This is a genomic window from Hymenobacter caeli, from assembly GCF_013294115.1.
GTDB lineage: Bacteria > Bacteroidota > Bacteroidia > Cytophagales > Hymenobacteraceae > Hymenobacter > Hymenobacter caeli.
The window spans coordinates 181,038-207,182 of the sequence record NZ_JABSNP010000007.1 but is presented as its reverse complement, the minus strand read 5'-3'; the positions used below and the strand labels follow the sequence as shown (position 1 = coordinate 207,182).

Here is a 26,145-nt window from a genome sequence, read left to right as displayed (position 1 = left end):
GGGGCTTTTTTTACTGGCTAGGGGGGCCCTAGCTGGCCAGGTTGGCAACGGCGGGTAGCAGCAACGGCTGCAAATCGGCCATCGGAATGAATACGCTGATTTCGCCCTGGGCGTAGGAGGCAATTTCGTAGGGCCCGTAGGTGAACACGGCTCCGCCGCTGGTGAGGTAGAAATTGGTGGTGACGGGGATTTTTTTGACCAACAGCTGCTCATCGAGCGGCTGGCCGGCGGGGATGCGCAGCGTGCGGCGCACGGCGGCCTCCAGCAAGGCCCCCAGCCGGGGCCGGGCGCCGGGCCGGAACACGGCGGCGAACGTAAGCGGCTGGCCGGTGCGCGTGTCGTAGCTGACGGTGCGGGTGGCGTAGCCGCCGTGGGCCCCGCCGCTGAAACTGTAAGTGAAATAGCCCAGGCTGAGCAGCGGGGCCTGGTTCCAGAGCACGTAAGTAGCAACTTGCTGCTGGTAGCGCAGGCCGTAGCCGTAGGGCGCGGCCGTGTCGGCGGGCGCGTCGGAGCGGCTGTCGGCGGCGGCTTCGCGGTACTCGGTTCGGAACTGTTGGCGCTGCCGGGCCCAGATTTGGGCCGGGGGCAGCGCGGAGCGGCCGGGCAAAGTGTCGTCGTTCAGCCGGCGCAACACGTTGTCGGCGAGGGCGGCCGGGCCGCTGGTGGGCACCACGGCCTGGAAGTCGATTTGGCCCCAGGGCGATTTTTGCTTGCCGGGAAAGGCTTCGACGGAATCGGCGAAGGTTTGCACGGCCAGGGCCAGGGTGCCAGCGGGCTGGGCCTCGCGCAGGCGCAACGGCCGGCCCTGGTAGGTGCCCACCAGCGCGGAGCCCTGCCGGCGCAGCCGCCACAGGGGCCCCGGGCTTTCATTCGGGCCCGTTTTCTCGGGGCTGATGTCTTCCAGCACGAGGCTGTCGGGGGCGGCGCTGCGGTGAAGCAGGAGCTGGTACGGGTGGCCGTCGGCCCCGGCGTAAGTGGCGAAGGAGCCCAGCATCTCGTCGCCCTCGGTGCGGCGGGCGGTGGTGAGCAGGTGCAGCGTGATGCTGTCGGGGGCCCCGGGCAGCTGGCCGCGGTACATTCGGTACGACGCGCCGGGCGAGTTGGTGGCGCTGGCTGGCGGCGCGGTGGCGGGGGCCCCGGGGGCGGCGGGCGCACTGGCCGCCGGGGTGCGCGGCTTCGAATCGGAATGGCAGGCGGCCAGCGCCGCACCCAGCGCCGCGGTGACCAGCAGGAGCCGGCAGAATCTTTTCATGGCCCAAAGAAAAGGCCGCCGGGCCCCGCTTCATCGCGCGGGGCCCGGCGGCCGGTCGTGTGCTACCGCTTGCAGCGGCCCCAGGGGGCCCGGCTCAGTTGAGGTAGGCGTGCCAGTTTTGGTCGATGGTGCCGGCCGAGAGCTTGAGGAAGCCCGTGAGGGTGGGCTTTTTGGGCTGCTGGCGGATGGTGAGGCCGGCCTCGGCGGGGGTGCGGTGGCCCTTGGCGTGGTTGCAGCGGGCGCAGGCGGTGAGCAGGTTGGTCCAACTCGATTCGCCGCCGCGCGAGCGGGGCAGCACGTGGTCGAGGGTCAGGGTTTTGGTCGAGCCGCAGTACTGGCACTCGAAATGGTCGCGCTTGAAGAGGTTGTGCCGGCTCAGGGCAATGCCTTTGTAGGGCACGCGCACGTAGCGCTGCAAGCGGATGATGCTCGGCTTGGGGTAGGCCTGCGACACGGTGCGCAGGGCCCCGTGCTCGGACTTGGCAATCATCTCCGCCTTGTCCAAAAACAACAGCACAAAGGCCTTCTGCACACTACACAGGGTGATGGCGGTATAGTCGCCATTCAGCACTAATACTTTTTGGTCCATACACGCAAGGGGGTCGGATAACCCGCCGAAAGCTAAGAGTTTCTGCGCGTATAAACAAGCTGGTGGGGGGGTTAAGTTCGAGGATTTCCGCGTTCGTTTCGGCCGAAACGCCGAATCTTAGCGGCGGGCCCGACCCCGGTGATTTACCCAGGCCGACACCGTGGGCCCCGCGCCTACTCTCCCAGCAACCGCTTGATTAAGCGCAGCTTGTGCGAGTACGCCTGCCGGCCGCGGTGGTAGATGCCGTGGTGGTCGAGCGGGTCGAGGCGCACCTCGCCCGAGGCGTGCAGGACGAGGCCCTCGTCGAGCACCATGCCCACGTGCACGATGCGGCCCTCGGCGTTGTCGAAAAAGGCGAGGTCGCCGGGGCGGGCCTGGGTCACGAAATCGACGGGCTGGCCGTGCTCGATTTGCTGGCAGGCGTCGCGCCGCAGCTGCACGCCCACCAGGCCATAAAGCTGCTGCACCAGGCCCGAGCAATCGACGCCGAACACGCCCTTGCCGCCCCACAGGTAGGGCGCTTTGAGGTAGAGGTGGCCCATTTTGCGCAGCAGCTGCACCTGGCGGGCCGGCTCGGCCGGGGCCCCGGGGTTGGTGGCGGTGCCGTTGAAAAAGAACGCTTTGTCGCCCAGCTGCAAGGTCATGCCGTCGAAAAACGGCAGCCGGCTGCCCAGCAGCACCGGGATGCGGGTGGCCTCGTCGCTCACGGTTTGCACCACGTCGAGCACCCGGGGGTGGTCCTGGGCGGCCCAGGCGGCGAAGTAGTCGGGCGTGACGGGCGTGTGCTGCAGGTGGTCCACCCAGCCCACGTAGTCGTCGGCGGCCACCTGCACCCGGTGCCATTTGCCCTGGCTTTGCAGCACGGTGTAGCACTCGCCAAACAGCAGCTGCGTGACTTGCTCGGCCTTGTCGCTGGGCTCGGCGCGGACGGGGACGGCGCTCAGGGCGCAAATGCCGGGGGTCAAGGGGTGAATGAGTGAATGAAAGAATGGGTGAATGAAGGAATGAAGGAATGGGTGATGCAAAGGAAAGGCAGCAAGGATGCTTTTAACGGTCCGCTTACCGCTTGCCCGTATTCATGCCCGTATTCACCCATTCCTCCATTCACTAATTGAATTACTGCCGCTCCAGGTCGCGCTTCTGGGCCTTCTCCTTCAGGTCGTTGCGCTTGTCGTAGAGCTTTTTGCCCTGGGCCAGGGCAATCTCGATTTTGGCGAAGCCGCGGTCCGTCACGAACAGGCGCAGGGGGATGATGGTGAGGCCCTGGTCCTGGCTTTTACCGGCCAGCTGCTTCAGCTCGCGCTTGTTGAGCAGGAGCTTGCGCTCGCGCAGGGGCTCGTGGTTGTTGTAGGTGCCGAAGATGTAGGGCGCGATGCGCAGCGAATGAATCCAGAGGCTGCCGTCGGTGTGGAACAGGCAGTAGCCGTCCTGCAGGTTCACGTTGCCTTCGCGGATGCTCTTAATTTCGGTGCCTTGCAGCATCACGCCCGCGTCGTACTTGGCCAGGAAGGAATATTCGTGGCTGGCGCGGCGGTTCTTGATGTTGACGGGGGCAGGCGTTTTGTCTTTCATAGTGCTTTCGTAGTTAGAAGTTAAAAGGGAAGAGTTAAAACTCACCTTGCCTTCTAACTCTTCCCTTATTAATTTCTGACTCCTCATTACGGCCCGGGCTGGGCTAGCGCAGCTTCAGGCGCGGGTCGGGGCTGAGGAGCTGGGTGGCAAAATCGCCGGCCAGGAACTGGAAATGAGCGGCCTGGGCCACCATCGCCGCGTTGTCGGTGCAAAATGCGAAATCGGGAATGAACACCTGCCAGCCCTGCGCGGCGGCCTCGGCTTGCAACGCCGTGCGCAGGCCCGAGTTGGCAGCCACACCGCCGGCCAGCGCCACCTGCGTAAGGCCGGTGTCGGCGGCGGCGCGGCGCAGCTGGCGCAGCAGCGTGGCGATGATGGTGTGCTGGATGCCGGCGCAGAGGTCGGCCAGGTTGTGGGCGATGAAGTCGGGGTTTTGGGCGGTTTCTTTTTTCAGGAAGTACAGCACCGCCGTTTTCAAGCCGCTGAAGCTGAAGTCGTAGCCCGCCATGGCCCCCACCGGGAAGGCGAAGCGCAGCGGGTTGCCGGTGCGGGCCAGCTTATCCAGGTGGGGGCCCCCGGGGTAGGGCAGGCCCAGCAGCTTGGCGGTTTTGTCGAAGGCCTCGCCCGCCGCGTCGTCGATGGTCTGGCCGATGATTTCCATGTCCAGGGCCGAGCGCACCACCACCAGCTGCGTGTGCCCGCCGCTCACCGTGAGGCACAGGAACGGGAACGTGGGCCGGGGCTCGGCCAGGAAGTGGGCCAGGATGTGGGCCCGCATGTGGTTCACGGCGATGAGGGGCTTGCCCAGGGCCAGGGCCAGGGTTTTGGCAAACATACCGCCCACCAGCAGCGAGCCCAGCAGCCCGGGGCCCTGGGTGACGGCCACCGCGTCGAGGTCGTGCTTGGTGAGGCCGGCCTCGCGCAGGGCGGCCACCACTACCGGCAGCAGGTGCTGCTGGTGGGCCCGCGAGGCCAGCTCGGGCACCACGCCGCCGTACTGCTCGTGTACTTTTTGGGTGGCCACCACGTTGCTCAGCAGGCGGCCGCCGGCCAGCACGGCCGCGCCGGTGTCGTCGCACGAAGATTCGAGGGCCAGGATGCGGGGAAAATCGGGCATGAAATTGGGTAAGCAAACCGGCCGGCCGGTTTTTCGTCCAACGGGGCGGGCGGGGGCCGCAAAGTTCGGGCTTGGCGGCCGAACCCGGGGCCCCCGCCCGCCGTTTGCCGGCCGGGGCCGGCCCGCAAGCCGTTAAAAAGCCGCAACTTCGCCTTTTCATACGTTCCGTTTTATTCGTTTAGCTGCCGGTGCGTCGCGTCCTTTCCGTTGTGTTGAAGCTGCTGCTGGGCCTCGTGGGCCTGGCCGTGCTGCTGCTGTTGGGGGTGCTGCTGGCGCTGCGGGTGCCGGCGGTGCAAACGCGGGTGGCGCGGCGGGCCACGGCCCTCCTCAGCCAGAAGCTGGGCCAGCGGGTGGAAATCGGGCGGGTCGATATCCGGCCGTTTTCGCGGGTGCTGCTCGACGGCGTGCGGGTGCTGGACCGGCGCGGGGGCGTGCTGTTCAGCGTGGGCCGGGCCGACGCCGACATTGCCCTGTTCTCGGTCTTCAACCCGCGCCACCTGCACGTGGGCCGGCTGGTGCTCGACGAGCCCCGCTTCGAGCTGCGCAACCTGCCCGGCCAGCCCGACACCACCATCCTGAGCCAGTTTCTGGCCGCCGTGCGCCGGCTCTCGGGGCCCAGCGACAGCACCAAGTCGGCGTTCGACTTCCAAATTGCCAGCGTGGGCCTGCGCAACGGCCATTTCGTGCTCGACAAGCCCGACGAACCGCGCCAGCCCCACTACGGCCGCAGCGTGGACTACGCCCACATGCAGGTGGACAGCATCTACGCCGACATTTCGCACGTGCGGCTGGGCGACACGCTGGCCATGCAAATCCAGGGCCTGCGGGCCGTGGAAACGCCCTCGCAGACGCACCTGCACGAGCTGACGGCCACGATGCGCTACGGGCCCCACTTCTGGCAGTTTGATGATTTGCGCCTGGCCCTGGGCCGCAGCCAGCTTACTAACTACCTGCGGTTTGACTTCCGTAAGTTCGGCAACTTCTCCGATTTTAACGACTCGATGAAGGTGACCACGCGGCTGCGCGGGTCCCAGCTGTTTTCGAGCGACATCGCCCAGTTTGCCCCGGCCCTGGCCGCGCTCAAAGAGTCGGTTATCATTTCGGGCGACGCCACGGGCTACGTGCGCGACTTCAAAATCAATAACCTGGACCTGCGCTACGGCCGCGGCACCCACGTGGTGGCCCGCCACGTCAACGCCAACAACCTGCCGCATTACAAGGAAAGCTTCCTTGACCTGCGCCTGCTGCCCTCGCAGGTGCTGGCCAGCGACCTGGCCCGCTGGCTGCCCAAAGACGCCAACACGCTGGTGCAGCGCCTGGGCCGCGTGCGGCTGAACGGGCAGTTCCTGGGGTTTTACAACGACTTCGTGGCCGACGCTACCTTCAACACGGCCCTGGGCCAGGTGGCTACCGACCTGAACCTGAAGACGAAAACCGACTTCTCGCACGCCGCCTACTCGGGCCACGTGCACTCGACGGACTTCCAGCTGGGCAAATTTATTGGCAACGAGGACGTGATTCGGGACGTGACCGTGGACGGGCAGGTGGCCGGCGTGGGCTTCGCGCCGCCCGTGGCCCGGGGCCACGCCCAGGCCACGGTAGCCCGCGTGTGGCTGAACGGCTACCGCTACCAGCACCTGGCCCTGAACGGCGACTTCCACGAGCGGGCCTTCTCCGGCCACTTCACCGTCAACGACCCCAACCTGCGCCTGAGCGCCGACGGCCACGTGGACCTGGACCGCGCCCACCAGGACGTGAACCTGCGGGCCAAAATTGCCCGCGCCGACCTGGGGGCCCTGCACCTGCTGGGGGCCCCGCTGGTGGTGGCCACCACCGCCGACGTGCAGTTCCGGGGCGTGCAGCTCGACTCGCTCATCGGCCACGCCTACCTGCGCCACTCGCAGTTCGCGCTGAACGGCCGCCGCCTGGCCCTGGATACCCTGGACGTGCTGAGCACCCGCAACCGCCGCAACGAGCGGCGCGTGAGCCTGCGCTCGGAGGCCCTGAACGTGAGTGCCGCCGGGGCCTTCAGCACGTCGGTGGTGGTGGCGGACGTGCGGACGCTGGTGGCCGAGTACCGCCTCAATTTCGAGAGCAACCCCGCCGCCACCGCCGCCTACTACCAGCGCAAGCGCCAGCGGGCCCTGGCCGCGTACCAGATTGACTTGCTGATAAACCTGAAACACGCCAACCCGCTCCTCCAGCTGTTCGTGCCCGAGCTGGCGGTGGCCGACGGGAGCCGGTTCGACGGCTCGTTCCGCAACGGCGAAACCTCGATTTTTCAGTTCGGGGGCCACCTCGACAGCCTGCGCTACGGGCCCGTGTTCGCGGTGAACAACAACCTGGATTTCACCACCTCGAAGCTGCCCTACCGGCCCGAAGTACTGGCCCAGGCCAGCATCACTTCCGACCAGCAGGTGCTGCCCACGCTGGGGCGCACCGAAAAGTTCGTGGCGGAAGGCGTGTGGGACCAGCAGAAAATCAACTTCTCGACCTCCCTGGGCCAGACCGGCACCACCAACCGGGCGGCCATCAACGGCTCGCTGGCGTTTTTGCCCCGGGCGGTGGAAGTGGTGTTCCGCCAGTCGGGCGTGCACATCCTGGACAAGGAGTGGACCATTGCGGCCAACAACTCGGTGCTGATTTCGGACTACGGCCGGGCCTACGACGTCAAAAACCTGACGCTGAGCAACGGCCCGCAGTTCATTGGGGCCCAAGGGTTTATTTCATCCGATGCCAGTAAGCCGCCGCTGAAGCTCCTGGTGCGCGACTTCCAGCTGGCCACCCTCAACGGCCTGAGCACCGGGCAGAAGCTGGGCGGCCGCCTCAACGCCGAGGGCAGCGTAAGCGGCGTGTACGGGCCCCTGGCCTTCGAAACCAAGCTCACCGTGGACACGCTCGCCTACCAGGGCACGCTGATTGGGCAGGTGAAGGGCACCGGGGCCTGGGACAACCGCACCGGCCGCCTCGGCGTGGACCTCGACATTGCCCGCGCCGGGCAGTCGGTGCTGACGGTGGGCGGCTACCTGGCCCCGGGCAGCGCCGAGCAGCAGCTCAACCTCACCGGCACGCTCAACGACGCGCCGGTGGTGCTGGCCCAGCCCTTTTTGGGCTCGCTGCTGCGCGACTTGGGCGGCACCGGGCGCGGGGCGCTCTGGCTCACGGGCAAGTTTGCGGCCCCCAACCTGGTGGGCGACGTGGACGTGAAGAACGGCCGCTTCACCTTCGGCTACTTGGGCACCACCTACACGTTTGCCGACCGCATCAGCTTCACGCTGAACGACATTTCGTTTCACAACGTGAAGCTGCACGACCCGCTGGGCAACCAGGGCGTGGTGGACGGCGTGATTGCGCACCACCAATTCCAGGACATGCGCCTGAACATCGCGGCCAACTTCCGCAAGATGCAAGTGCTCAATACCGTCCGCAAAGACAACGACCTGTACTTCGGCACGGCCTACGCCACCGGCACGGCCCGCGTGACGGGCCCCACCGACGATTTGTCCATCGTGGTGCGGGCCACCAGTGAAGCCGGCACCCGCCTTTCGCTGCCCCTCGACAACGCCGCCAAGGCTCAGAAGGCCAGCTACATCAAGTTCGTCAATAACAACATTGCCGATACCGTAACGACCAAGAAAATTCCGGTGGCGGCGACCGACAAGGTGGACCTGTCGGGCGTCAAGCTCGACTTCAACCTGACCGTGACGCCGGACGCCTACCTGGAGATTTTGCTGGACGAGAGCACCGGCGACGTCATCCGGGGCTCGGCGGCCGGGCAGCTGCGCCTGAACATCGACACCCGGGGCGACTTCAACATGTACGGCCAGGTAGAGATTGTGCGGGGGGCTTACAACTTTACGCTGCAAGGCCTGATTAACAAGGAGTTCGTGGTGCGGCCGGGCGGCATCATCTCCTGGAACGGCGACCCGCTGGCCGGCGAGATGAACGTGACGGCCACCTACACCCAGCGCACGTCGCTGGCCCCGGTGCTGGGCGCGGGGGGCTCGGCCGCCGCCGTGGTGCCCGTCACGGCCGTGATGACGCTGACCGGGCCCCTGCTGCTGCCGGCCATCAAGCTGGGGCTGGAGTTCAACGACGCGCCGGGCACGTTGCAGGGCGATCTGGCGGCCTTCACGTCGTCGCTGCGCAACGACGAGCAGGAGCTGAACCGGCAGGTATTCAGCCTGTTGGTGTTCAAGCAGCTGGCCCCGCCGGGCTCGTTCACGCAGCTCTCCATCCGGGGCCAGGACAACACGGTGCAGAACTCGCTGGGGCAGATACTGAGCACCCAGCTCGGGCTGCTGACGTCGCAGATTGACCAGAACCTGGAAATCGACTTCAACATCAACGGCCTCACCGCCGACCAGCTCCAGGCCCTGCAAGTGCGCCTGAGCTACTCGCTGCTGGGGGGCCGCCTGCGCGTGACGCGGGAGGGCGGCTTCACGAGCAGCGCCGGGCTGGCGGCCCCCGGTACCACCAGCGGCACCCTGGCCAACTATTCGGGCCAAACGTCGCTGCTCGGCGACCTGAGCCTGGAGTACTACCTGCGCCCCGACGGGAAATTCCGGGCCAAGCTGCGCTACGAAACCACGCCCCGCGACCTGGAAACCATCAACCAGCCGCGCGCCGGCCTCTCGCTGCTCCACACCGAGCAGTTCGATTCGTTCGGGGAGCTGTTCAGCCGCAAAAACCCGCGGGCCAGCGAGCGCAACCGGCAGCGGGCCCGCGAAGGCAAGCAAGTGCTGAGCGTGGAAAACGACCCGCGCACGGCGTTGTGAGGCCATTTAACACTTATCAATTAACATTTAACAGCCGTTCAAAAAGAGCCGTCGGGCAGCGTTAGGCGTTCGTGCTGACACAGCTAATGGAACGGCATAGCCGTTCACCAAGGCCTGCTTGTTAAATGTTAATTGATAAATGTTCATTGCCCGAAGGGCTACCTTTGCGGCCCATGCCCCCCGTTCACAAGAAAAAGCTCGGCTCCTACCCCACGTTTCTGGTCGTGTGCAGCATTACGCTGGCGCTGGTGGTAGTGGGCCTGTTTGGCCTGCTGCTGGTGCACGCCCACAAGCTGAGCGAGGCGGTGCGCGAAAACCTGGAGGTGCAGGTGTACCTGGAGCGCAACCTGCCCGAAACCGAGCTGCTGCGCCTCCAGCAGGACCTGGGCCGCCAGCCCGGCGTGGCCGAGCGCGATGGCCGCCCCCAAATTCGCTTCGTGAGCAAGGAAGACGGGGCCCGGCAGCTGCTGCAAAGCACCGGCGAGGACTTCCGCCAGTTCCTGGACGACAACCCCCTGCGCGACGCCTACACCTTAAAAGTGCGGCCCGAGTACACCGACACGCTGCACCTGGGGCAGCTGCAGCGCAGCCTGCGGGCCCAACGCGGCGTGTTCGAGGTGCAGTACCCGCGCGACTTGTTCGCCAGCATCAACGCCAACCTGACGCGGGTGAGCCTGGTGCTGCTGGGCTTTGCGGCGGCGCTGGTGGCGGCGGTGGTCGTGCTGGTCAACAACACCATCAAGCTGGCCATCTTCTCGCAGCGGTTTCTTATCCGGTCCATGCAACTGGTGGGCGCGACGCCCTTCTTTATCCGGGGGCCGTTTTTGCGGCGGGCCACCTGGCAGGGCTTCGCCAGCGGGGTGCTGGCGGCCCTGCTGCTGGGGGCCCTGCTGCAATACGCCTACCTCGAAGTGGTGCCGCTGGGCCAGCTGCGCGACGACCTGCTCATCGGGGCCCTGCTGCTGGCGGTGGTGGGCCTGGGCGTGGTCATCGGGTTTTTTAGCTCGTACTGGGCCGTCAATAAATACTTAAAAGGGTCGCTCGACGACCTGTACTAACTCCCTATGCAACGATTCGCTTTCGGCCCCCGCAACTACCGCCTCATGGGCATCGGCCTGGTGCTGCTCGCCATCGGCTTCGTCACGATGATGTTCGGCGACAAGAATAATTACGGCGAAGACTTCGTGGGCATCACCCTGGGGCCCCTGCTGCTCATCGCCGGCTTCCTGGTAGAGTTCGCGGCCATCCTGGTGCGCGACAACTCGGCCGTGGTGAGCCGCTCCGACGCGGCCCCCGCCCCCACCGCCTTCACCCTCAACCCCACCGGGGCCCCGGCACCCGCCGCGCCGGTGGCCCCGGTAGCCAAGCCTACCTACAAGCGCCTCTGAGTCATTTAACATTTATCAGTCAACATTTAACACTCATCCATCATCCCCACTGCGCGGCAGGAAATTGAGTGAAAAGCCCTGAATATTGAATGGTAAATGCTGATTGTTAAATGATAAATGTTAACCGCTAACTGAAATAATGACCTACTGGCACGCCTTGCTCCTCGCCATCGTGGAAGGCATCACCGAGTTTTTGCCCGTGTCCAGCACCGGGCACATGATCATCGCCTCCGCCCTGCTGGGCGTGCAGATGACGCCGTTTGCCAAGCTCTACCTGGTGGTCATTCAGTTGGGGGCCATCCTCTCGGTGCTGGTGGTGTACTGGAAGCGGTTTTTCCAGAGCTTTGATTTTTACCTCAAGCTGCTGGTGGCCTTTTTGCCCATCGTGGTGGTGGGGCTGCTGCTAAAAAAGCACATCGACGCGCTGCTCGAATCCGTGACGACGGTGGGGGCCATGCTGCTGCTCGGCGGCGTGGTGCTGCTGTTTGTGGACCGGTGGTTTCCGCAGGAAGACGCGCAGCGCGGCGGCCACCCGGTCACGAACCCGAGCTGGAAGGAAGCCTTCGTCATCGGCCTGTTTCAGTGCCTGGCCGTGGTGCCGGGCGTGAGCCGCTCGGCCGCCACCATCATCGGGGGCCTCACCCAGAAGCTCACGCGGCGGGCGGCGGCCGAGTTTGCGTTTTTCCTGGCCATGCCCACGATGGCCGCGGCGGCCGCCAAAGACGTGTACGATTACTACAAGGAAGCCAAGCTCCACGGCATCAGTCCGAGCCACTTGTTTTCGGGGCAGGAGGTGAAGCTGCTGCTGCTGGGCAACGCGGTGGCGTTTGTGGTGGCGCTGCTGGCCATCCGGCTGTTCGTGGGCTTCGTGGCGAAGTACGGCTTCCGGGCCTTCGGCATCTACCGCATCATCGTGGGCGGGCTGCTGCTGCTGCTCATCGGGCTGGGCGTGAACTTGCAGCTGGTGTAGGTTTTTGGCTGTTAGCTGATAGCTGTTGGCCGTTAGCTTTTTCCCTTGAGAAGTGTTGATGAGCAATGGAGAATGATTTTGAAAAAGCTACTGGCCAACCGCCAGTAGCTGACCGCACCGCCGAAAAAGCTAACAGCCAGCAGCTATCAGCCAACAGCTTAGAAATATCAGCCAGCAGCTTAGAAATATCAGCTAACAGCTTGGAAGAAGGGGTCGTCCTGCTCTTCGACAAGCCCCTCACCTGGTCGTCGTTCGACGGCGTGCGGAAGGTGAAGAACGCGCTGCGCATCCGCAAAATCGGCCACGCCGGCACCCTCGACCCCCTGGCCACCGGCCTGCTCATCCTCTGCACGGGCAAGAAAACCAAGGAAATCGACCAGATTCAGGCCCAGGAAAAAGAGTACACCGGCACCTTTCGCCTGGGCCAGACCACGCCAAGCTTCGACCTGGAAACCGCCGTGGACGCCGAGCGGCCCTACGCTCACCTTACAGAGGCAGACATCCGGGCCGCGACGCAGCAGTTCGTGGGCCCCATCCAGCAAACGCCGCCGCTGTTTTCGGCCGTGAAAATCGACGGCAAGCGCGCTTATGAGCTGGCCCGCAAGGGCCAGGAGGCCGAAATCAAGGCCAAGTCCGTCGAAATCAAAACCTTCGAGCTGACGCGCATCGCCCTGCCCGACGTGAATTTTCGGGTGGTGTGCTCCAAGGGCACCTACATCCGCAGCCTGGCCCGCGACCTGGGCGCGGCCCTGGGCGTCGGGGCCCACCTCACGGCGCTGCGGCGCACCCGCATCGGCGCGTACCGGGTAGAAGACGCCCTGACGCTGGCCGACGTGCAGGCCCTGGCCCCGCCCCGGCCCGAGGGCGTACCCGACGCCCGGCCCCGCCGCGACGGCCGCGCCCCGCGCCGCGCGGGCCTCGACTTTTACGCCGCCCAGCAGGCCGCCGGGGGCCCGGCGGCGGAAGCCCCGGAGTAGCCGGCGCGGCGGCCCCGGCACCCACTGGTCCCGCCCGCCGGAAAAGAAATGCGGCACATTGCCGATTGCGGGCGATTTTTGCAGCTTCGTTACCACGCCGACCGGTTCATATGCTCGTCATCCGCGACCCCGCCGCTTTTCCTCGCCTGGCCAACGCCGTCGTTACGAGCGGCACGTTCGACGGCGTGCACCGCGGGCACCAGCGCATCCTGGCGCGGCTGCGCGAGGCGGCCGACGCGGCGGGGGCCCCAGCGGTGGTCATCACCTACTGGCCGCACCCGCGCCTGGTGCTGGGGCCCCCGCCCTCGCACCCCGAGCTGCTGGAATTGCAGCTGCTCAACACGTTGGAGGAGCGGGCGGCCCGGCTGGCCGCCTTCGGCGTCGATTATTTGCTCATCATGCCCTTCACCCGCGAGTTTGCGCAGTGGACCTCGGAAGACTACATCCAGAATCTGCTGCTGGGCACGGTGGGGTGCCGGCAGCTGGTCATCGGCTACGACCACCGCTTCGGCAAAAACCGCGAGGGCGGCTTCGACTACCTCAGCCGGCACGCGGCCCGCTACGGCCTCACGGTGGAGGAGATTCCGCGGGCCGACATCGACGCGGTGGGCGTGAGCAGCACCCGCATCCGGGCGGCGCTGCGCGGGCACGACGTGGGCACCGCCACCCGCTACCTGGGCTACGACTACCCCCTCACCGGCCTTGTGGTGACGGGCCAGCAGCTGGGCCGCACGATAGGCTACCCCACGGCGAACCTGCAAATTGATGAGCCGCTGAAGCTGGTGCCCGCCCAGGGCATCTACGCGGTGTGGGCCACCACGGCGGCCGGCACCCGGCACCCGGGCATGCTCAGCATCGGGGTGCGGCCCACCGTCGGGGCCGGCCTGGCCCAAACCATCGAAGTGAACCTGCTGGATTTCAGCGGCGACCTGTACGGGCAATTACTGACCCTGGAATTCGTTGCCTGGCTGCGCGGCGAGGAGAAATACGACGGCCTGGCGGCCCTCAAGGCGCAGCTGGCGCTGGACGCGCTGGCCACCCGGGCGGCCCTGGCATAGTCGTTGTTATTTTGCCCTATCATGAGTATTCGATAGAATCTGGTTTAAAGAAGAACGTCATGCCGAGCGCAGCCGAGGCATCTCGCGTGCGTCGTTGCCCCGATTGGATTACCACTGCACGCGAGATGCCTCGGCTGCGCTCGGCATGACGACCTTTTTATTACCAGGCCATTTTCCCGACTTACTTACCACCTATTCTTTTGACGATGAGTATTTTGCGATTATTTTTGGTGAGCTGTTTTTGGCTGGGGGCCCTGGGCGGGGCCCGGGCCCAGGCGTCGCTCAGCGGCGTGGTGCAGGACTCGGTGACGCACCAGCCGCTGGCCTTTGCCAGCGTGTTCCTGGCCAACACCACGCTCGGGGCGACGACCACCGAGCAGGGGCAGTTTGAGTTTCCAAAGGTGCCGGCGGGCACTTACAACGTGGTGGGCTCGTACGTGGGCTACCGCCTGGCCAAGCAGAGCGTGACCATTGCCCGGGCCCCGCAGCAGGTAACGCTGCTGCTGGGAGCCACCGGCAACCGGCTGGGCGAAGTGGTGGTGGAATCGACGCCCAACAAGCCGGAAGATTACCAGAAGTTCACGGAGCAGTTCCTGGGCCGCACCGCGTTTTCGGACCAGTGCCGCATCACCAACCCCAAGGACGTGGTGGTGTTCGTCAACGACTCGACCAAGGACCTGACGGCCCGGGCCCGCAAGTTCGTGCAGATTGACAACGACGCCCTGGGCTACCGCGTGAAGTATTACGGGCTGCGCTTCGCCAGCAACGACGAGGACGGGTCGCTGAGCTTCTACGGCGAGCCGGTGTTTGAGGAAATGACGCCGCGCGACGAGGCCCAGCGCCGCCAGTGGGCCACCAACCGCGCCGCGGCCTATATCGGCTCGTTTGCCCACTTCCTGAAGAGCGTGTACAACAACCGGGTGAAGGCCGAGGGCTACCTCACCCAGCAAATCACGGTGGTGGAAAACCACCGCTTCGAACTAACTGATAGCCTGCGCCGCACCCTGCTGGCCCAGCGGCCCGACGGGCCGTTCAGCAAAGCCGAGCAGGACTCGCTCAAAAAATGGGCGCGGGCGGTGCCGGTGTCGGCCACGCTCTACCCCGCCGACCGGCCCATCGACAGCCTGCGCCGGGTGTCGGCCGACCGGCAGCACACGTATTTGCGCTTCACCGGCGAGCTGCAGGTGTGCCACTTCGGCGAAGCGCCCGACCCCAAGTACGGCAAGCCGATGGCCACGCTGGGGCCCTCGCGCAAGCCCTACCCGCCCCTGCGGGAGGTGTCGCGGCTGCGGCTGGAAGCCCCCGAAGCGGAAATCCAACCCAACGGCTCGCTGCTGAACCCGCTGGACGTATCGGCCGGTGAATACTGGGGATTCGAAAAAATAGGTGAATTTTTGCCCCTCAACTACGAGCCGCCCACCGCGGCCGCCCTCCCCGCCCCCGCGCACACCACCCCCAACCCGTGATAAATAAAGTAGTTACCGGCCCCCCGGCCGCCCTCGAAGGCCTCGCCGACGGCATGACCCTGATGCTGGGCGGCTTCGGCCTCTGCGGCATCCCCGAAAACGCCATCCAGGAGATTTTGCGCCTGGGCGTGAAGGACCTGACCTGCATCAGCAACAACGCGGGCGTGGACGACTTCGGCATCGGCCGGCTGCTGCAAACGCGGCAGGTGCGGAAGATGATTGCGAGCTACGTGGGCGAAAACGCCGAATTTGAGCGCCAGCTGCTGAGCGGCGAGCTGGAAGTGGACCTGATTCCGCAGGGCACGCTGGCCGAGCGCATCCGCGCGGGCGGGGCGGGCATCCCGGCCTTTTACACGCCCGCCGGCTACGGCACGGAAGTGGGCGAGGGCAAGGAAAGCCGCGAATTCGGCACCAAGATGTACCTGCTCGAAACCGGCCTGACGGCCGATTTTGCCTTCGTGAAGGCCTGGAAGGGCGACACCGCCGGCAACCTCGTCTACAAAGGCACGGCCCGCAATTTCAATCCCATGATGGCCACGGCCGGCAAAATCACGGTGGCCGAAGTGGAAGAGCTGGTGCCCGCCGGGGCCCTCGACCCCAACCAGATTCACACGCCGGGCATTTTCGTGCAGCGCATTTTCGAAGGCAAAAACTACGAGAAGCGCATCGAGCAGCGCACAGTGCGGGCGGCGGCAGAGTGATGTTTGCTACAATGAGTTAGATGAGTTAGAAGGTAATAAGGCCGTCATGCTCATCGTTCTTATATCCCTCCCCTGCCCCGCATGAAAAAACTGCTCCTTCCGCTGCTGCTGGCCCTGGGCACCCTGGGGGCCCGGGCCCAGCCCGGCCGCACGCCGGTGCTGCAAACCGCCGCGCCCCAGGCCGTGGGCATGAGCGAGGCCGGCTTGCAGCGTATCGACCAGCTGCTGCGCGAGTACACCGCCGCCGACCGGGTGCCGGGGGCCATCGGCTTCGTGGCCCGCGACGGCAAAATCGTGTACCGCCAGGCGTTTGGCTTCGCCGACGAGGCGAGCCGCACCTACCTGAAGGCCGACGCCATCGTGCGCATTGCCTCCCAGACCAAGGCCATCACCAGCGTGGGCGTGATGATGCTCTTCGACCAGGGCCGCTTCAAGCTCGACGACCCGCTGGCGAAGTACCTGCCGGCCTTTGCCCACCCCCGGGTGCTGGCGACTTTTAACGAAAAGGATTCGACCTACACCACCGTGCCGTCCCGCGGCGACATCACCATTCGCCAGCTGCTTACGCACACCTCGGGCATCGGCTACGCCGTGATTGGCAGCAAGGAGGCGCGGGCCATCTACGCCAAGGCGCACATCCCCAGCGGGGTGGGCACGCCCGGCGGCACCCTGGCGGCGGCCATCGACGCGCTGGGGCCCCTGCCGCTGATGCACCAGCCGGGCGAGAAGTTCACCTACGGCCTGAGCGTGGACGTGCTCGGCCGGCTGATTGAAGTGCTCTCGGGCCAGCCGCTGGACCAGTACCTGCGCACGCGCATCTTTGAGCCGCTGGCCATGCGCGACACCTGGTTTTACCTGCCCGCCGCCTTGCAGCCGCGCCTGGCCACCCTCTACACTGAGGACGCGGATAAGAAAACGGTGCCCCTGGTGGCCCAGGGCAGCCTGCGGGCCGACTACCCCAAGGCCACCGGCACCTACTTCTCGGGCGGCGGGGGCCTGTCGAGCACCATCGACGACTACGCCGTGTTCCTGCAAATGCTGCTGAATGGCGGCGAGTACCACGGCCGCCGCCTGCTCCGGCCCGAAACCGTGGCCCTGATGACCCAGAACCAAATCGGGGCCGTGAACCAGGGCGTGAACAAGTTCGGCCTGGGCTTCAGCATCGTCACGGCCGCGGGCGCGGCCCAGAGCGGCCTCACCGAGGGCTCGTACGAGTGGGGCGGCATCTTCGGCACCACGTACTGGGTGGACCCGAAAGAAAAAATCGTCGCCCTGATTTACACCCAGAAGTACCCCAACACCACGGCCGCCGACTTATCGGCCAAGTTCAAAAAGCTCGTGTACGAGGCCATCCTCAAGCGCAACGCGCCGCAGTAGGGCCCCGGACCGGGGCGGACTGCCGGCTTTTTCGCCGGCTGCCCGCTAATCGCTGCGGCGGTGTAGGGCCCCCAGCCAGCCGCTTGCAACGATTACCGTCTTGCACCAACCGTGCAGCGATTAGCGGGCAGGCGGCGAAAAAGCCGGTAGCCCGCGCCCGGGCCCCGCCACCTACCCGGCGCGGGCCCCCAAAAATTTGTTTTACCCGTTACAATCCATTAAATCTGTGGCTCTCGACAAACACGGCATCGCCCGGCGCATCGCGCAGGAAGTGAAAGACGGCTCCTACGTCAACCTCGGCATCGGCATCCCCACGCTGGTGGCCAACTACATCCCGGCCGGCATCAATGTGGAATTGCAGTCGGAAAACGGGCTGCTCGGCATGGGCCCCTTCCCCACCGACGCCGAGGTGGACCCCGACCTCATCAACGCCGGCAAGCAGACGGTGACCACGCTACCGGGCTCCAGCATCTTCTCTTCGGCCGACTCGTTCGGCATGATTCGCGGCGAGCACGTGGACCTGACCATCCTCGGGGCCATGGAAGTGTCGGAGCAGGGCGACATCGCCAACTGGAAGATTCCGGGCAAGATGGTGAAGGGCATGGGCGGGGCGATGGACCTGGTGGCCTCGGCCAAAAACATCATCGTGGCCATGCAGCACGTGGCCCGCGACGGCTCCAGCAAGCTGCTGCCGGCCTGCACGCTGCCCCTCACCGGGCTGCGCTGCGTGAAGAAAATCGTGACCGAGCTGGCCGTGCTCGACGTGACGCCCGACGGCTTCGTGCTGCGCGAGCGGGCCCCGGGCGTGAGCGTGGCCGCCATTCGGGCGGCCACCGCCGGCCGGCTCGTGGTGCCCGGCCCCGACGCGGACGTGCCGGAGATGGCGCTCTAGCGCGGGGCCCCGCGCCCGCTTGGGGCCCGCGGCGCTACCGCGCGGGCCAACCGTTTCCCAACATCCGCGTAACTGGTGGACAACGGCTTAGCTTTCCCAGCCGATTTCTACCCCCCAAAACAGGTCCCTATGCTGCGCCGCGCTTCGTATTTCGTGTGCTACCTGCTGGCGCTGCCGCTGCTGCTGGCTGCGCAGCCCGCGCGCTCCCTCACCAACCGCCGGGCCTCCAAGGAAGCCCGGGCGCTGTACGCCTACCTCAACGACATCTACGGCAAGAAAACCCTGGCGGGGCAGATGTGGGCCAGCTGGGGCATCGACGAGCTGAAGTACATCCAGGACAGCACCGGCAAGCAGCCCGCCATCCGGGGCATGGACTTCATCGACGACCGGCAGAACCAGGCCGAGGTGCAGCACGCCCTGGACTGGTGGAAAACCGGCGGCATCCCCACCATCATGTGGCACTGGGGGGCCCCGGGCGTCGGCGAAGGCTACGAAAACAGCAAGAAGCCGGTGAGCATCGACAGCTGCTTCATCAAGGGCACGCCGCAGTACGTGGCCTTTTGGGCCGAGCTAAAGAAGAAGGGCGACCTGCTGGAGGAGCTGCAAAAAGCGAAGGTGCCGGTGCTGTGGCGGCCGTTCCACGAGCTGAACGGCAACTGGTTTTGGTGGGGCAAGCAGGGGCCCGAGCAGTTCAAGCGGCTGTGGATTACGATGTACGACTACTACGTGCACAAGCGCAAGCTCAACAACCTCATCTGGGTGCTGTGCTACACCGGCCGGCCCGACGCAGCCTGGTACCCCGGCGACGCCTACGTGGACATTGCCGGGGCCGACACCTACTCCAAGGACAACGCCCCGCAGGCCAACATGTACCACGCCATGCAAAGTATCGTGGGCACGCGCAAGCCCATTACCTACCACGAGTGCGGCATTCCGCCCCAGCCCGACAGCTGCCGCCGCGACGGCACCGTGTGGCTCTGGTGGATGGAGTGGCACACCAGCCACCTACAAAAACTCGACCCCACCTACCTGCGCTACCTCTACCACAACGAGGCCGTTGTGACGAAGGACGAAGTGCCCGACATCATGAAAGTGTACGGCCGCTAAGGCTAGGGCCAGCCGCCGCCGGGGCGCGGCCAGGATATCTTTCAAGCGAAATAGCTTCGTTATTTTGGGGTCGGTCTGCGGTTCGGCCCGCCGCGAAACGCCCGGTGGGCCGAACCGCGGGCCCCGCATTGGCGTTGAGGGACGAGGCCTGCCACCGCAGGCCTTGTTTTTGGCCGTTGCCCGGCCTTCCTTTTACCTATTTCAATGGCTATTCCTACCAACGGCAAATCTTCGGCTGCCGCCGGGGCCCCCAACGGCAAAACCGTTCCCGGCGGCACCCACCACAAAAAAATCGGCAAGCCCACGCTCGACGAGCGCCTGACGCCCACCGCCATTCCGGCCCACAAGCTGGTGCTGCGCCAGCTGCGCCGCTCCGACTTCAAGGCCATCAAGGCCATCATGGACCAGGTGTACTTCGGCATGGAGGGGGCCTGGGCCGCCGACGAGTTTGCCGCGCTGCTGCGCAAGTTTCCGGAGGGCCAGATTGGCATCGAGGACAACGGTACGCTGATTGCGGCGGCCCTGGCCATCATCGTGGATTACAGCAAGTTCGGCGACAAGCACACCTATGCCAAGATTACCGGCAACGGCAAGTTCGACACCCACGACGAGGAGGGCGACACGCTCTACGGCGTGGACGTGTTCGTGGACCCCGCCTACCGCAACCTGCGCCTGGGCCGCCGCCTCTACGACGCCCGCAAGGAGCTGTGCGAGAACCTGAACCTGCGCGCCATGGTGGCCGGGGGCCGCATTCCCGGCTACGCCGCCTACGCCCACGAGATGACGCCCGCCAAGTACGTGGAGATGGTGCGCAACATGGAAATCAAGGACCCCATCCTCACTTTCCAGCTGAGCAACGACTTCTACGTCCGCAAAATCATCCGCGGCTACCTGCCCTACGATTCCGAGAGCAAGGCCTACGCCACGCTGCTGGAGTGGATCAACGTGTACTACGACGAGGACTTCGACAAGCTGATTGGCAACCAGAAGTCGAACGTGCGCATCGGCATCGTGCAGTGGCAGATGCGGGCCACCAAGAGCCTGGAGGACTTCTACCAGCAAATCGAGTTTTTCGTGGACACGGTGAGCGGCTACAAGGCCGATTGCGTGCTGTTCCCCGAGTTCTTCAACGCCCCGATGATGGCCCTGACCAACGAGGAATCGGCGGCGGCGGCCATCCGCGGCATGGCGGCCTTCACCGAGCCCATCAAGGTGCGGATGAGCGAGCTGGCCGTGAGCCACAACATCAACGTGATTGCCGGCTCGATGCCGGTGTACGAGGACGGCAAGCTCTACAACGTGAGCTACCTGTGCCGCCGCGACGGCACCGTGGACGAGCAGTACAAGCTGCACGTGACGCCCGACGAGGCCAGCTACTGGGGCATGCGCGGCGGCGACAAGCTGAAGTGCTTCGACACGGATTTTGGCAAAATCGGCATCCTGGTGTGCTACGACGTGGAGTTCCCGGAGCTGAGCCGTTTGCTGAGCGAGGAGGGGATGAAAATCCTGTTCGTGCCCTTCTGGACCGACACCAAGAACGCCTACCAGCGCGTGCGCATCTGCGCCCAGGCCCGGGCCATCGAGAACGAGTGCTACGTGGCCATCACCGGCTCGGTGGGCAACCTGCCGCGCGTCGAGAACATGGACATCCAGTACTCGCAGTCGGCCGTGTTCAGCCCCTCCGACTTCGCCTTCCCGCACGACGCCATCGTGGCCGAAGCCACCCCCAACACGGAAATGACCCTCATCGCCGACCTCGACCTGGACTTGCTCAAGGACCTGAACACCAGCGGCGCCGTGCGCAACCTGCGCGACCGCCGCAAAGACCTGTTCTCGCTGAGCTGGAGCAAGAAAGCCACCGAGCGCGACGACGAGCTGCTGGCCCAGGGCGAGGAGCGCCTGCCCAAAACCAGCCGCCGCCGGGCCGTGTCGGCGGGGTAATTAATTAGCCGTTAGCTATTAGCTTTTTGCTTTTGTTCTGATTAACTGTTGACCTAGCGCCCAACTGGTAAAGGCCAGGCACCAGGAAATGGCCAGTGGACGCGCTGGCCGCAGTTTAGGGCGGAGCGCGGAACTGCGAGCCACGGCATGGGGTGAGTCTGCGACTCACGGCTGCGCAGCGGCCAGGCGGCTTGCGCAGGTTGGCCGGCCTACTTTGCGAGTTACAAACTCGCCCCATCCGTCGGCCAGCAGTTACGCGCTCCGCGCTAAACCGCGGCCAGCGTGTTTCCTGCGCATTGTTCCCACCCGCATGACCCTGGTTATCATTCTACTGGCCGTGCTGGCCCTGGCCGGGCTCATCAGCTGGGGCAAGGTGAATGCCTTTCTGGCGTTTTTGCTGGTGACGATACCCGTGGGCTTTGCCCTGGGCCTGCCGCCCGCCCGGCTGCTGGCCGCCATGTACCAGGGGCTGGGCGACACGCTGGGTTCGGTGGTGATTATCATTGTGTTGGGGGCCATGCTGGGCAAGCTGGTGGCCGAGAGCGGGGCCGCCCAGCAGATTGCGGCCGTGATGATCCGGGCCTTTGGCACCAATAATATTCAGTGGACGCTGATGGCGGCGGGCTTTATCATCGGCATTCCGTTGTTTTACAACGTGGGCTTCGTGCTGGTGGTCCCGCTCATTTTTTCGGTGGTGTACAAGTACAAGCTGCCGGCCGTGTACGTGGGGCTGCCCATGCTGGCGGCGCTTTCGGTGATGCACGGCTTCCTGCCGCCCCACCCCGCGCCCACGGCCCTCGTGGCCCAGTTCCACGCCGACCTGGGCCGCACGTTCTTCTACGGGCTGCTGGTGGCGGTGCCGGCCGTCGTCATCGCGGGGCCCTTGTACGCGCGCACGCTCCGGGGCATCGTGTCGCGGCCGCTGGCGGGCTTCGTGGCCGAGAGCCTGCCCGAAAGCGCCTTGCCGGGGCGCATCAACAGCTTCGTGTCGTCGCTGCTGCCGGTGCTGCTGCTGGTGGGCGTGGCCGGGCTGCGGGCGGTGCTGCCGGCCGGGGGCCCGCTGGGCCCGGCGCTGGCCTTTCTGGCCGAGCCGGCCATTATTTTGCTGGTGTCGGTGGGCGTGGCCACGGGCAGCCTGGGCCTGGCCCGGGGCAAACGCATGGCCGGCATCATGGACGCTTACGGCAGCGCCGTGAAGGACATCGCCCTGATTCTGCTCATCATCGGCGGGGCCGGGGCCCTGAAGCAGGTGCTGGTGGCCAGCGGCGCGAGCACCGAAATTGCCGCCGGCCTGCAAGGTACCGGGCTGCCGCCGCTGGTGCTGGGCTGGCTGATTGCGGCCGTCATCCGCGTGGCCCTGGGCTCGGCCACCATCGCCGGCCTCACCGCCGCGGGCATGGTGCTGCCCACCATGGCCCGCTCGCACGCCGACCCCAACCTGATGGTGCTGGCCATCGGGGCGGGCAGCCTGCTGCTCTCGCATTTCAACGACGGCGGCTTCTGGCTGTACAAAGAGTACTTCAACCTCTCGGTGAAGGACACGCTGCGCTCGTGGACGGCCATGGAAACCATCGTGTCGGTGGTGGGCCTGGGCGGCGTGCTGCTGCTGAACTGGGCCCTGCCGCTGCTGCGTTAAGTACCTCTTCAGGTGGCAGCAGAAGCACGGCCCCACCGGCGAAGGAAGCAACCCTCCCGCGCAACCGACCCAATCCAGCTGCCCCTGGAGAAGAAATGCCGCTGCAACCCGCTGCCGGCGGCGCTCACGCCCGCCCGGCGCCAAACCCCGGCCCCGGGGCCCTAGAACCGGTGCCGCACGAACGCTTCCATGGCTTCGTATTCGGCCAGGCCCAGCTGGTCGTAGCGCCTGGCCGTGGCGCGGTTGCGGTCCTCGGAGCGCTGCCAGAACTCGCGCTTGTCGTTGCCGGGAAACACGGCGCTGTCTTTCTGCGACTGGTGCTTGAAAATGGCCTGCCGCTTGCGCAGCAGCTCCTCGGGGCTGAGGGGCACGGCCATCTCGATTTCCTCGACGTCCCACTCCTGCCAGGCCCCGCGGTAGAGCCACAGGTAGCAGTTTTCGAGCCACGCGGCCGGGCCCTTCAGGCGGGCCAGGGCGGCAAATATGGCGTCCAGGCACACCTTGTGGGTGCCGTGGGGGTCGCGCAGGTCGCCGGCCGCAAAAATCTGGTGCGGCCGGATGGCCTGCAAAATGTCCACCACCGCCTGGACGTCGGCTGCGCCCAGGGGCTTCTTTTTCACCTGCCCGGTTTCGTAGAAGGGCAGGTTCATGAAGTGCACGTTCGCCTCCCGCACCCCGCAGAAGCGGCAGGCCGCGGCCGCTTCGCCCTTGCGAATCAGGGTTTTAATTTTCTGCACCAGCGGGCTGTCTTCTTCGCCCAGCTTCTTGTGCCGAAGGAAGCCCACCACTTCGGCGTGCTCCCGCCGCAGGGCGTCCGCGTCCCCGTGCTGCTGTTTCGCGAAATCCAGGGCGAAATCGGCGAAGCGGCGGGCGTCGTCGTCAAACACGGCCAGGTTGCCCGACGTTTGGTACGCCACGTGCACGTCGTGGCCCTGGTCCACGAGCCGCAGCAGGGTGCCGCCCATCGAAATCACGTCGTCGTCGGGGTGGGGGCTGAAAACGAGCACCCGCTTGTGGGCCGGCGCGGCCCGCTCGGGCCGCTGGGCATCGTTCGAGTGGGGCTTGCCGCCCGGCCAGCCGGTGATGGTGCGCTGGATGGCGTTGAACACCTTGAGGTTGAGGCTGTACGCGTGGCCAGCTTCCACCAGCAAATCGCTCAGGCTGCCGTCTTTGTAGTCTTCGTCGGTGAGCTTGAGGATGGGCTTTTGCCGGTGCTGGCTCAGCCAGATAACCGCCCGCCGAATCAGGCGGTCGTCCCAGGCGCACATGCCCACCAGCCAGGGCGTCTTGATGCGGGTCAGCTCCAGGGCGGCCCACTGGTCCACCACCACCTGCACGCGGGGGTGCTGCTGCAAAAACGACGCCGGTACCTGCTCCGAAATCTGGCCTTCCACCGTTTCCCGCAGGATTTTCGCCTTGCCCTCGCCCCAGGCCAGGAGCACGATTTGGCGGGCTTTCATGATGGTGCCCACGCCCATCGTGAGGGCCCGCAGCGGCACGTATTCTTCCTTGATGAAGTCCTTGGCGGCGTCGGTAATCGTGAGCGGGTCCAGCTTCACCAGCCGGGTCGCCGACTGGATGGACGAGCCCGGCTCGTTGAACCCGATATGCCCGGTGCGGCCGATGCCGAGCAGCTGCAGGTCCAGCCCGCCGGCGGCTTCTATCTGCTTGTCGTAGGCCAGGCAGTATTCCCTCACCTGCTCGACGGGCAGTGTCCCGTCGGGGATGTGGATGTTTTCGGGCCGGATGTCCACGTGGTCGAACAGCTGCGCGTGCATGAAATAGACGTAGCTCTGCAGCTCGTCGGGCGGCATCGGGTAGTATTCGTCGAGGTTGAAGGTGACGACGTTGGCAAAGCTCAGCCCCTCTTCCCGGTGCAGGCGAATCAGCTCCTGGTACACGCCGATGGGCGACGAGCCGGTGGCCAGGCCCAGCACGGCTTGTTCGCCCTTCTGCGCCTTGGTGCGCACCAGCCCGGCTATCTCGCCGGCAACGCGCGCCGCGCCCGCGCCGGCTTCCTCGAAAATGGTTACCGGCAGCTTTTCAAACGTCGTTTCGGAGTAGTTCAAAACTTTCATGGCGGAATTTCGAGGGTGAAGGCTTGGGAGAACCGGGCGGGCCAGCGGGGGCCCATCCGGCAGCCACGCACGCCGCGGCCACCGCCTGCCGGCGGGCCGCGCCCGGGCAAATGTAGCAGCCGGGCGCACCCGGCGGTAGCCGGGGTTTCGCGGCGGCCCGCCCGGCCCCGGCAAGCGCGGAAGCCCCGCGACGGGGGCACCCGGGGCCCCGTCGCGGGGCTTCCGCGCGGTGGGCCGCCCCCGCGGCCGATGGCGCGGGCCGCGCCATGGCGTTCCATTCAAATCCCTTCGGCACCCGCACCGGACGCGGGCGCGTTGCTTTCCTGCTTTTCTTCGGCTCAACTTTATGGACTGCCGCGGGTTCCAGCAGCCCGCTCTTCCGGCACGTGGCCGTTCAAGCAGTTTCCCACCCTCTCCCACCTTCCCATGCAACGCATTTTCATCACCGGAGCCAACCGGGGCCTGGGCCTCGAACTCACCCGCCAGTACCTGGAGCGCGGCGACCAAGTGCTGGCCGCCAGCCGCCAGCCCGAGGCCGCCCGCGAGCTGCAGGCCCTGCGCCGCCAGTACCCCGAGCGCCTCGTGCTGCTGGCCCTCGACGTGACCGACGACGCCTCCATTGCCGCCGCCGCCGAGGCCGCCGCCCAGGCCGTCGCGGGCCTGGACGTGCTCCTCAACAACGCCGGCGTGTACCAACCCGGGGGCGTGGCGCAGGGCCTGGGGCAGCTCACGGCCGCCGCCGCCGCCGAAACCTTCCGCATCAACGCCGTGGGGCCCCTGCTCGTCACGCAGGCGCTGCTGGCGCTGCTGCGGGCCGGCCACAAGGCACGCATCGTCAGCATCTCGTCGGGCCTGGGCTCCCTCACCTGGAAGGCTTCCGGCGAGCCCTACCACTACAGCGCCAGCAAGGCCGCTCTCAACATGTACATGCGCAGCCTGGCCGCCGAAGTGGGCCACCAGGGCGTGCTCTCCGTCATCGTGGACCCGGGCTGGATGCGCACCGGCATGGGCGGCACCCACGCCACCCAGGAGCCCGCCGACTCGGCCCGCGGCATCATCCGCCTGGCCGAGCAGCTCCACGCCGAAGAAAACGGCGGCTTCGTGACCTGGCAGAACCAGTCCGTGCCGTGGTAGGCCCTTGGTCCTACGCAGCGGTTTTGGGCATCAGGGTTTGGTACCCGGGCCAGTTTACGCAACAAAAAGGTGGTCTGTAAGCGCATGCTGACCGTTTTTTGCCTAAAAAATT

20 protein-coding genes are annotated in these 26,145 nt (G+C 65.9%); 14 read left to right on the top strand and 6 right to left on the bottom strand.

What is annotated here, in order from left to right; translation table 11 throughout:
* Window positions 1-28: 28 nt before the first annotated feature.
* From HNP98_RS09665 to tsaD, 5 genes are all read right to left on the bottom strand, one after another.
* Window positions 29-1,252, bottom strand: coding sequence for a DUF3298 and DUF4163 domain-containing protein (locus tag HNP98_RS09665; protein WP_173809857.1), 1,224 nt, complete (start codon window positions 1,250-1,252; stop codon window positions 29-31).
* Between the two features lie 94 nt (window positions 1,253-1,346).
* Entirely contained in the window at window positions 1,347-1,841 is a 495-nt protein-coding gene (locus tag HNP98_RS09660) for an HNH endonuclease (RefSeq protein ID WP_173809856.1), read from the bottom strand.
* A gap of 173 nt (window positions 1,842-2,014) precedes the next feature.
* Window positions 2,015-2,806: a C40 family peptidase gene (locus tag HNP98_RS09655; protein ID WP_246275062.1), complete on the bottom strand. Its 792-nt coding sequence runs from the start codon at window positions 2,804-2,806 to the stop codon at window positions 2,015-2,017.
* Between the two features lie 151 nt (window positions 2,807-2,957).
* Window positions 2,958-3,413 carry an SsrA-binding protein SmpB gene (smpB, locus tag HNP98_RS09650; protein ID WP_173809855.1) on the bottom strand — a complete coding sequence of 152 codons (456 nt, stop codon included), beginning with the start codon at window positions 3,411-3,413 and terminating at the stop codon, window positions 2,958-2,960.
* Window positions 3,414-3,516: 103 nt separating this feature from the next.
* A complete protein-coding gene (gene tsaD, locus HNP98_RS09645; protein WP_173809854.1) occupies window positions 3,517-4,530 on the bottom strand; it encodes a tRNA (adenosine(37)-N6)-threonylcarbamoyltransferase complex transferase subunit TsaD in 1,014 nt (337 codons plus the stop codon).
* Window positions 4,531-4,718: 188 nt separating this feature from the next.
* Here tsaD and HNP98_RS22210 point away from each other — a divergent pair, with 188 nt between their 5' ends.
* The 13 genes from HNP98_RS22210 to HNP98_RS09580 all read left to right on the top strand — a co-directional run bounded on the left by HNP98_RS22210 (window position 4,719) and on the right by HNP98_RS09580 (window position 22,821).
* Window positions 4,719-9,308: a translocation/assembly module TamB domain-containing protein gene (locus HNP98_RS22210; protein WP_173809853.1), complete on the top strand. Its 4,590-nt coding sequence runs from the start codon at window positions 4,719-4,721 to the stop codon at window positions 9,306-9,308.
* A gap of 173 nt (window positions 9,309-9,481) precedes the next feature.
* Window positions 9,482-10,366 carry a cell division protein FtsX gene (locus tag HNP98_RS09635; protein ID WP_173809852.1) on the top strand — a complete coding sequence of 295 codons (885 nt, stop codon included), beginning with the start codon at window positions 9,482-9,484 and terminating at the stop codon, window positions 10,364-10,366.
* Between the two features lie 6 nt (window positions 10,367-10,372).
* A complete protein-coding gene (locus HNP98_RS09630) occupies window positions 10,373-10,696 on the top strand; it encodes a DUF3098 domain-containing protein (RefSeq protein ID WP_173809851.1) in 324 nt (107 codons plus the stop codon).
* Between the two features lie 139 nt (window positions 10,697-10,835).
* On the top strand, window positions 10,836-11,666 hold the full coding sequence (locus HNP98_RS09625) for an undecaprenyl-diphosphate phosphatase (RefSeq protein ID WP_173809850.1): 831 nt from the start codon (window positions 10,836-10,838) through the stop codon (window positions 11,664-11,666).
* A gap of 200 nt (window positions 11,667-11,866) precedes the next feature.
* The gene (gene truB / locus HNP98_RS09620; RefSeq protein ID WP_246275061.1) at window positions 11,867-12,643 is read left to right on the top strand and encodes a tRNA pseudouridine(55) synthase TruB; all 777 of its coding nucleotides are present in this window, start codon (window positions 11,867-11,869) and stop codon (window positions 12,641-12,643) included.
* 110 nt (window positions 12,644-12,753) lie between these two features.
* A complete protein-coding gene (locus tag HNP98_RS09615) occupies window positions 12,754-13,701 on the top strand; it encodes a bifunctional riboflavin kinase/FAD synthetase (protein WP_173809848.1) in 948 nt (315 codons plus the stop codon).
* Between the two features lie 230 nt (window positions 13,702-13,931).
* Window positions 13,932-15,167 carry a carboxypeptidase-like regulatory domain-containing protein gene (locus HNP98_RS09610; RefSeq protein ID WP_317171085.1) on the top strand — a complete coding sequence of 412 codons (1,236 nt, stop codon included), beginning with the start codon at window positions 13,932-13,934 and terminating at the stop codon, window positions 15,165-15,167.
* Window positions 15,164-15,868, top strand: coding sequence for a CoA transferase subunit A (locus tag HNP98_RS09605; protein WP_173809846.1), 705 nt, complete (start codon window positions 15,164-15,166; stop codon window positions 15,866-15,868). Before HNP98_RS09610 ends, HNP98_RS09605 begins: the two co-directional genes overlap by 4 nt.
* Before the next feature lie 81 nt (window positions 15,869-15,949).
* On the top strand, window positions 15,950-17,245 hold the full coding sequence (locus HNP98_RS09600; protein WP_173809845.1) for a serine hydrolase domain-containing protein: 1,296 nt from the start codon (window positions 15,950-15,952) through the stop codon (window positions 17,243-17,245).
* Window positions 17,246-17,471: 226 nt separating this feature from the next.
* Window positions 17,472-18,137, top strand: a complete 666-nt coding sequence (locus tag HNP98_RS09595; RefSeq protein ID WP_173809844.1) for a CoA transferase subunit B — start codon at window positions 17,472-17,474, stop codon at window positions 18,135-18,137.
* Window positions 18,138-18,266: 129 nt separating this feature from the next.
* On the top strand, window positions 18,267-19,244 hold the full coding sequence (locus tag HNP98_RS09590; protein ID WP_173809843.1) for a glycosyl hydrolase: 978 nt from the start codon (window positions 18,267-18,269) through the stop codon (window positions 19,242-19,244).
* Window positions 19,245-19,643: 399 nt separating this feature from the next.
* On the top strand, window positions 19,644-21,185 hold the full coding sequence (locus HNP98_RS09585) for a carbon-nitrogen hydrolase family protein (protein ID WP_380266783.1): 1,542 nt from the start codon (window positions 19,644-19,646) through the stop codon (window positions 21,183-21,185).
* Between the two features lie 310 nt (window positions 21,186-21,495).
* Window positions 21,496-22,821, top strand: a complete 1,326-nt coding sequence (locus tag HNP98_RS09580) for a gluconate:H+ symporter (RefSeq protein ID WP_173809841.1) — start codon at window positions 21,496-21,498, stop codon at window positions 22,819-22,821.
* Between the two features lie 161 nt (window positions 22,822-22,982).
* On the opposite strand, the gene nagB is transcribed toward HNP98_RS09580, so the two are convergent.
* Entirely contained in the window at window positions 22,983-24,899 is a 1,917-nt protein-coding gene (gene nagB / locus HNP98_RS09575) for a glucosamine-6-phosphate deaminase (protein WP_173809840.1), read from the bottom strand.
* A gap of 426 nt (window positions 24,900-25,325) precedes the next feature.
* On the opposite strand from nagB, the gene HNP98_RS09570 reads away from it, so the two are divergent.
* Window positions 25,326-26,033: an SDR family oxidoreductase gene (locus HNP98_RS09570; RefSeq protein ID WP_173809839.1), complete on the top strand. Its 708-nt coding sequence runs from the start codon at window positions 25,326-25,328 to the stop codon at window positions 26,031-26,033.
* Window positions 26,034-26,145: the final 112 nt, after the last annotated feature.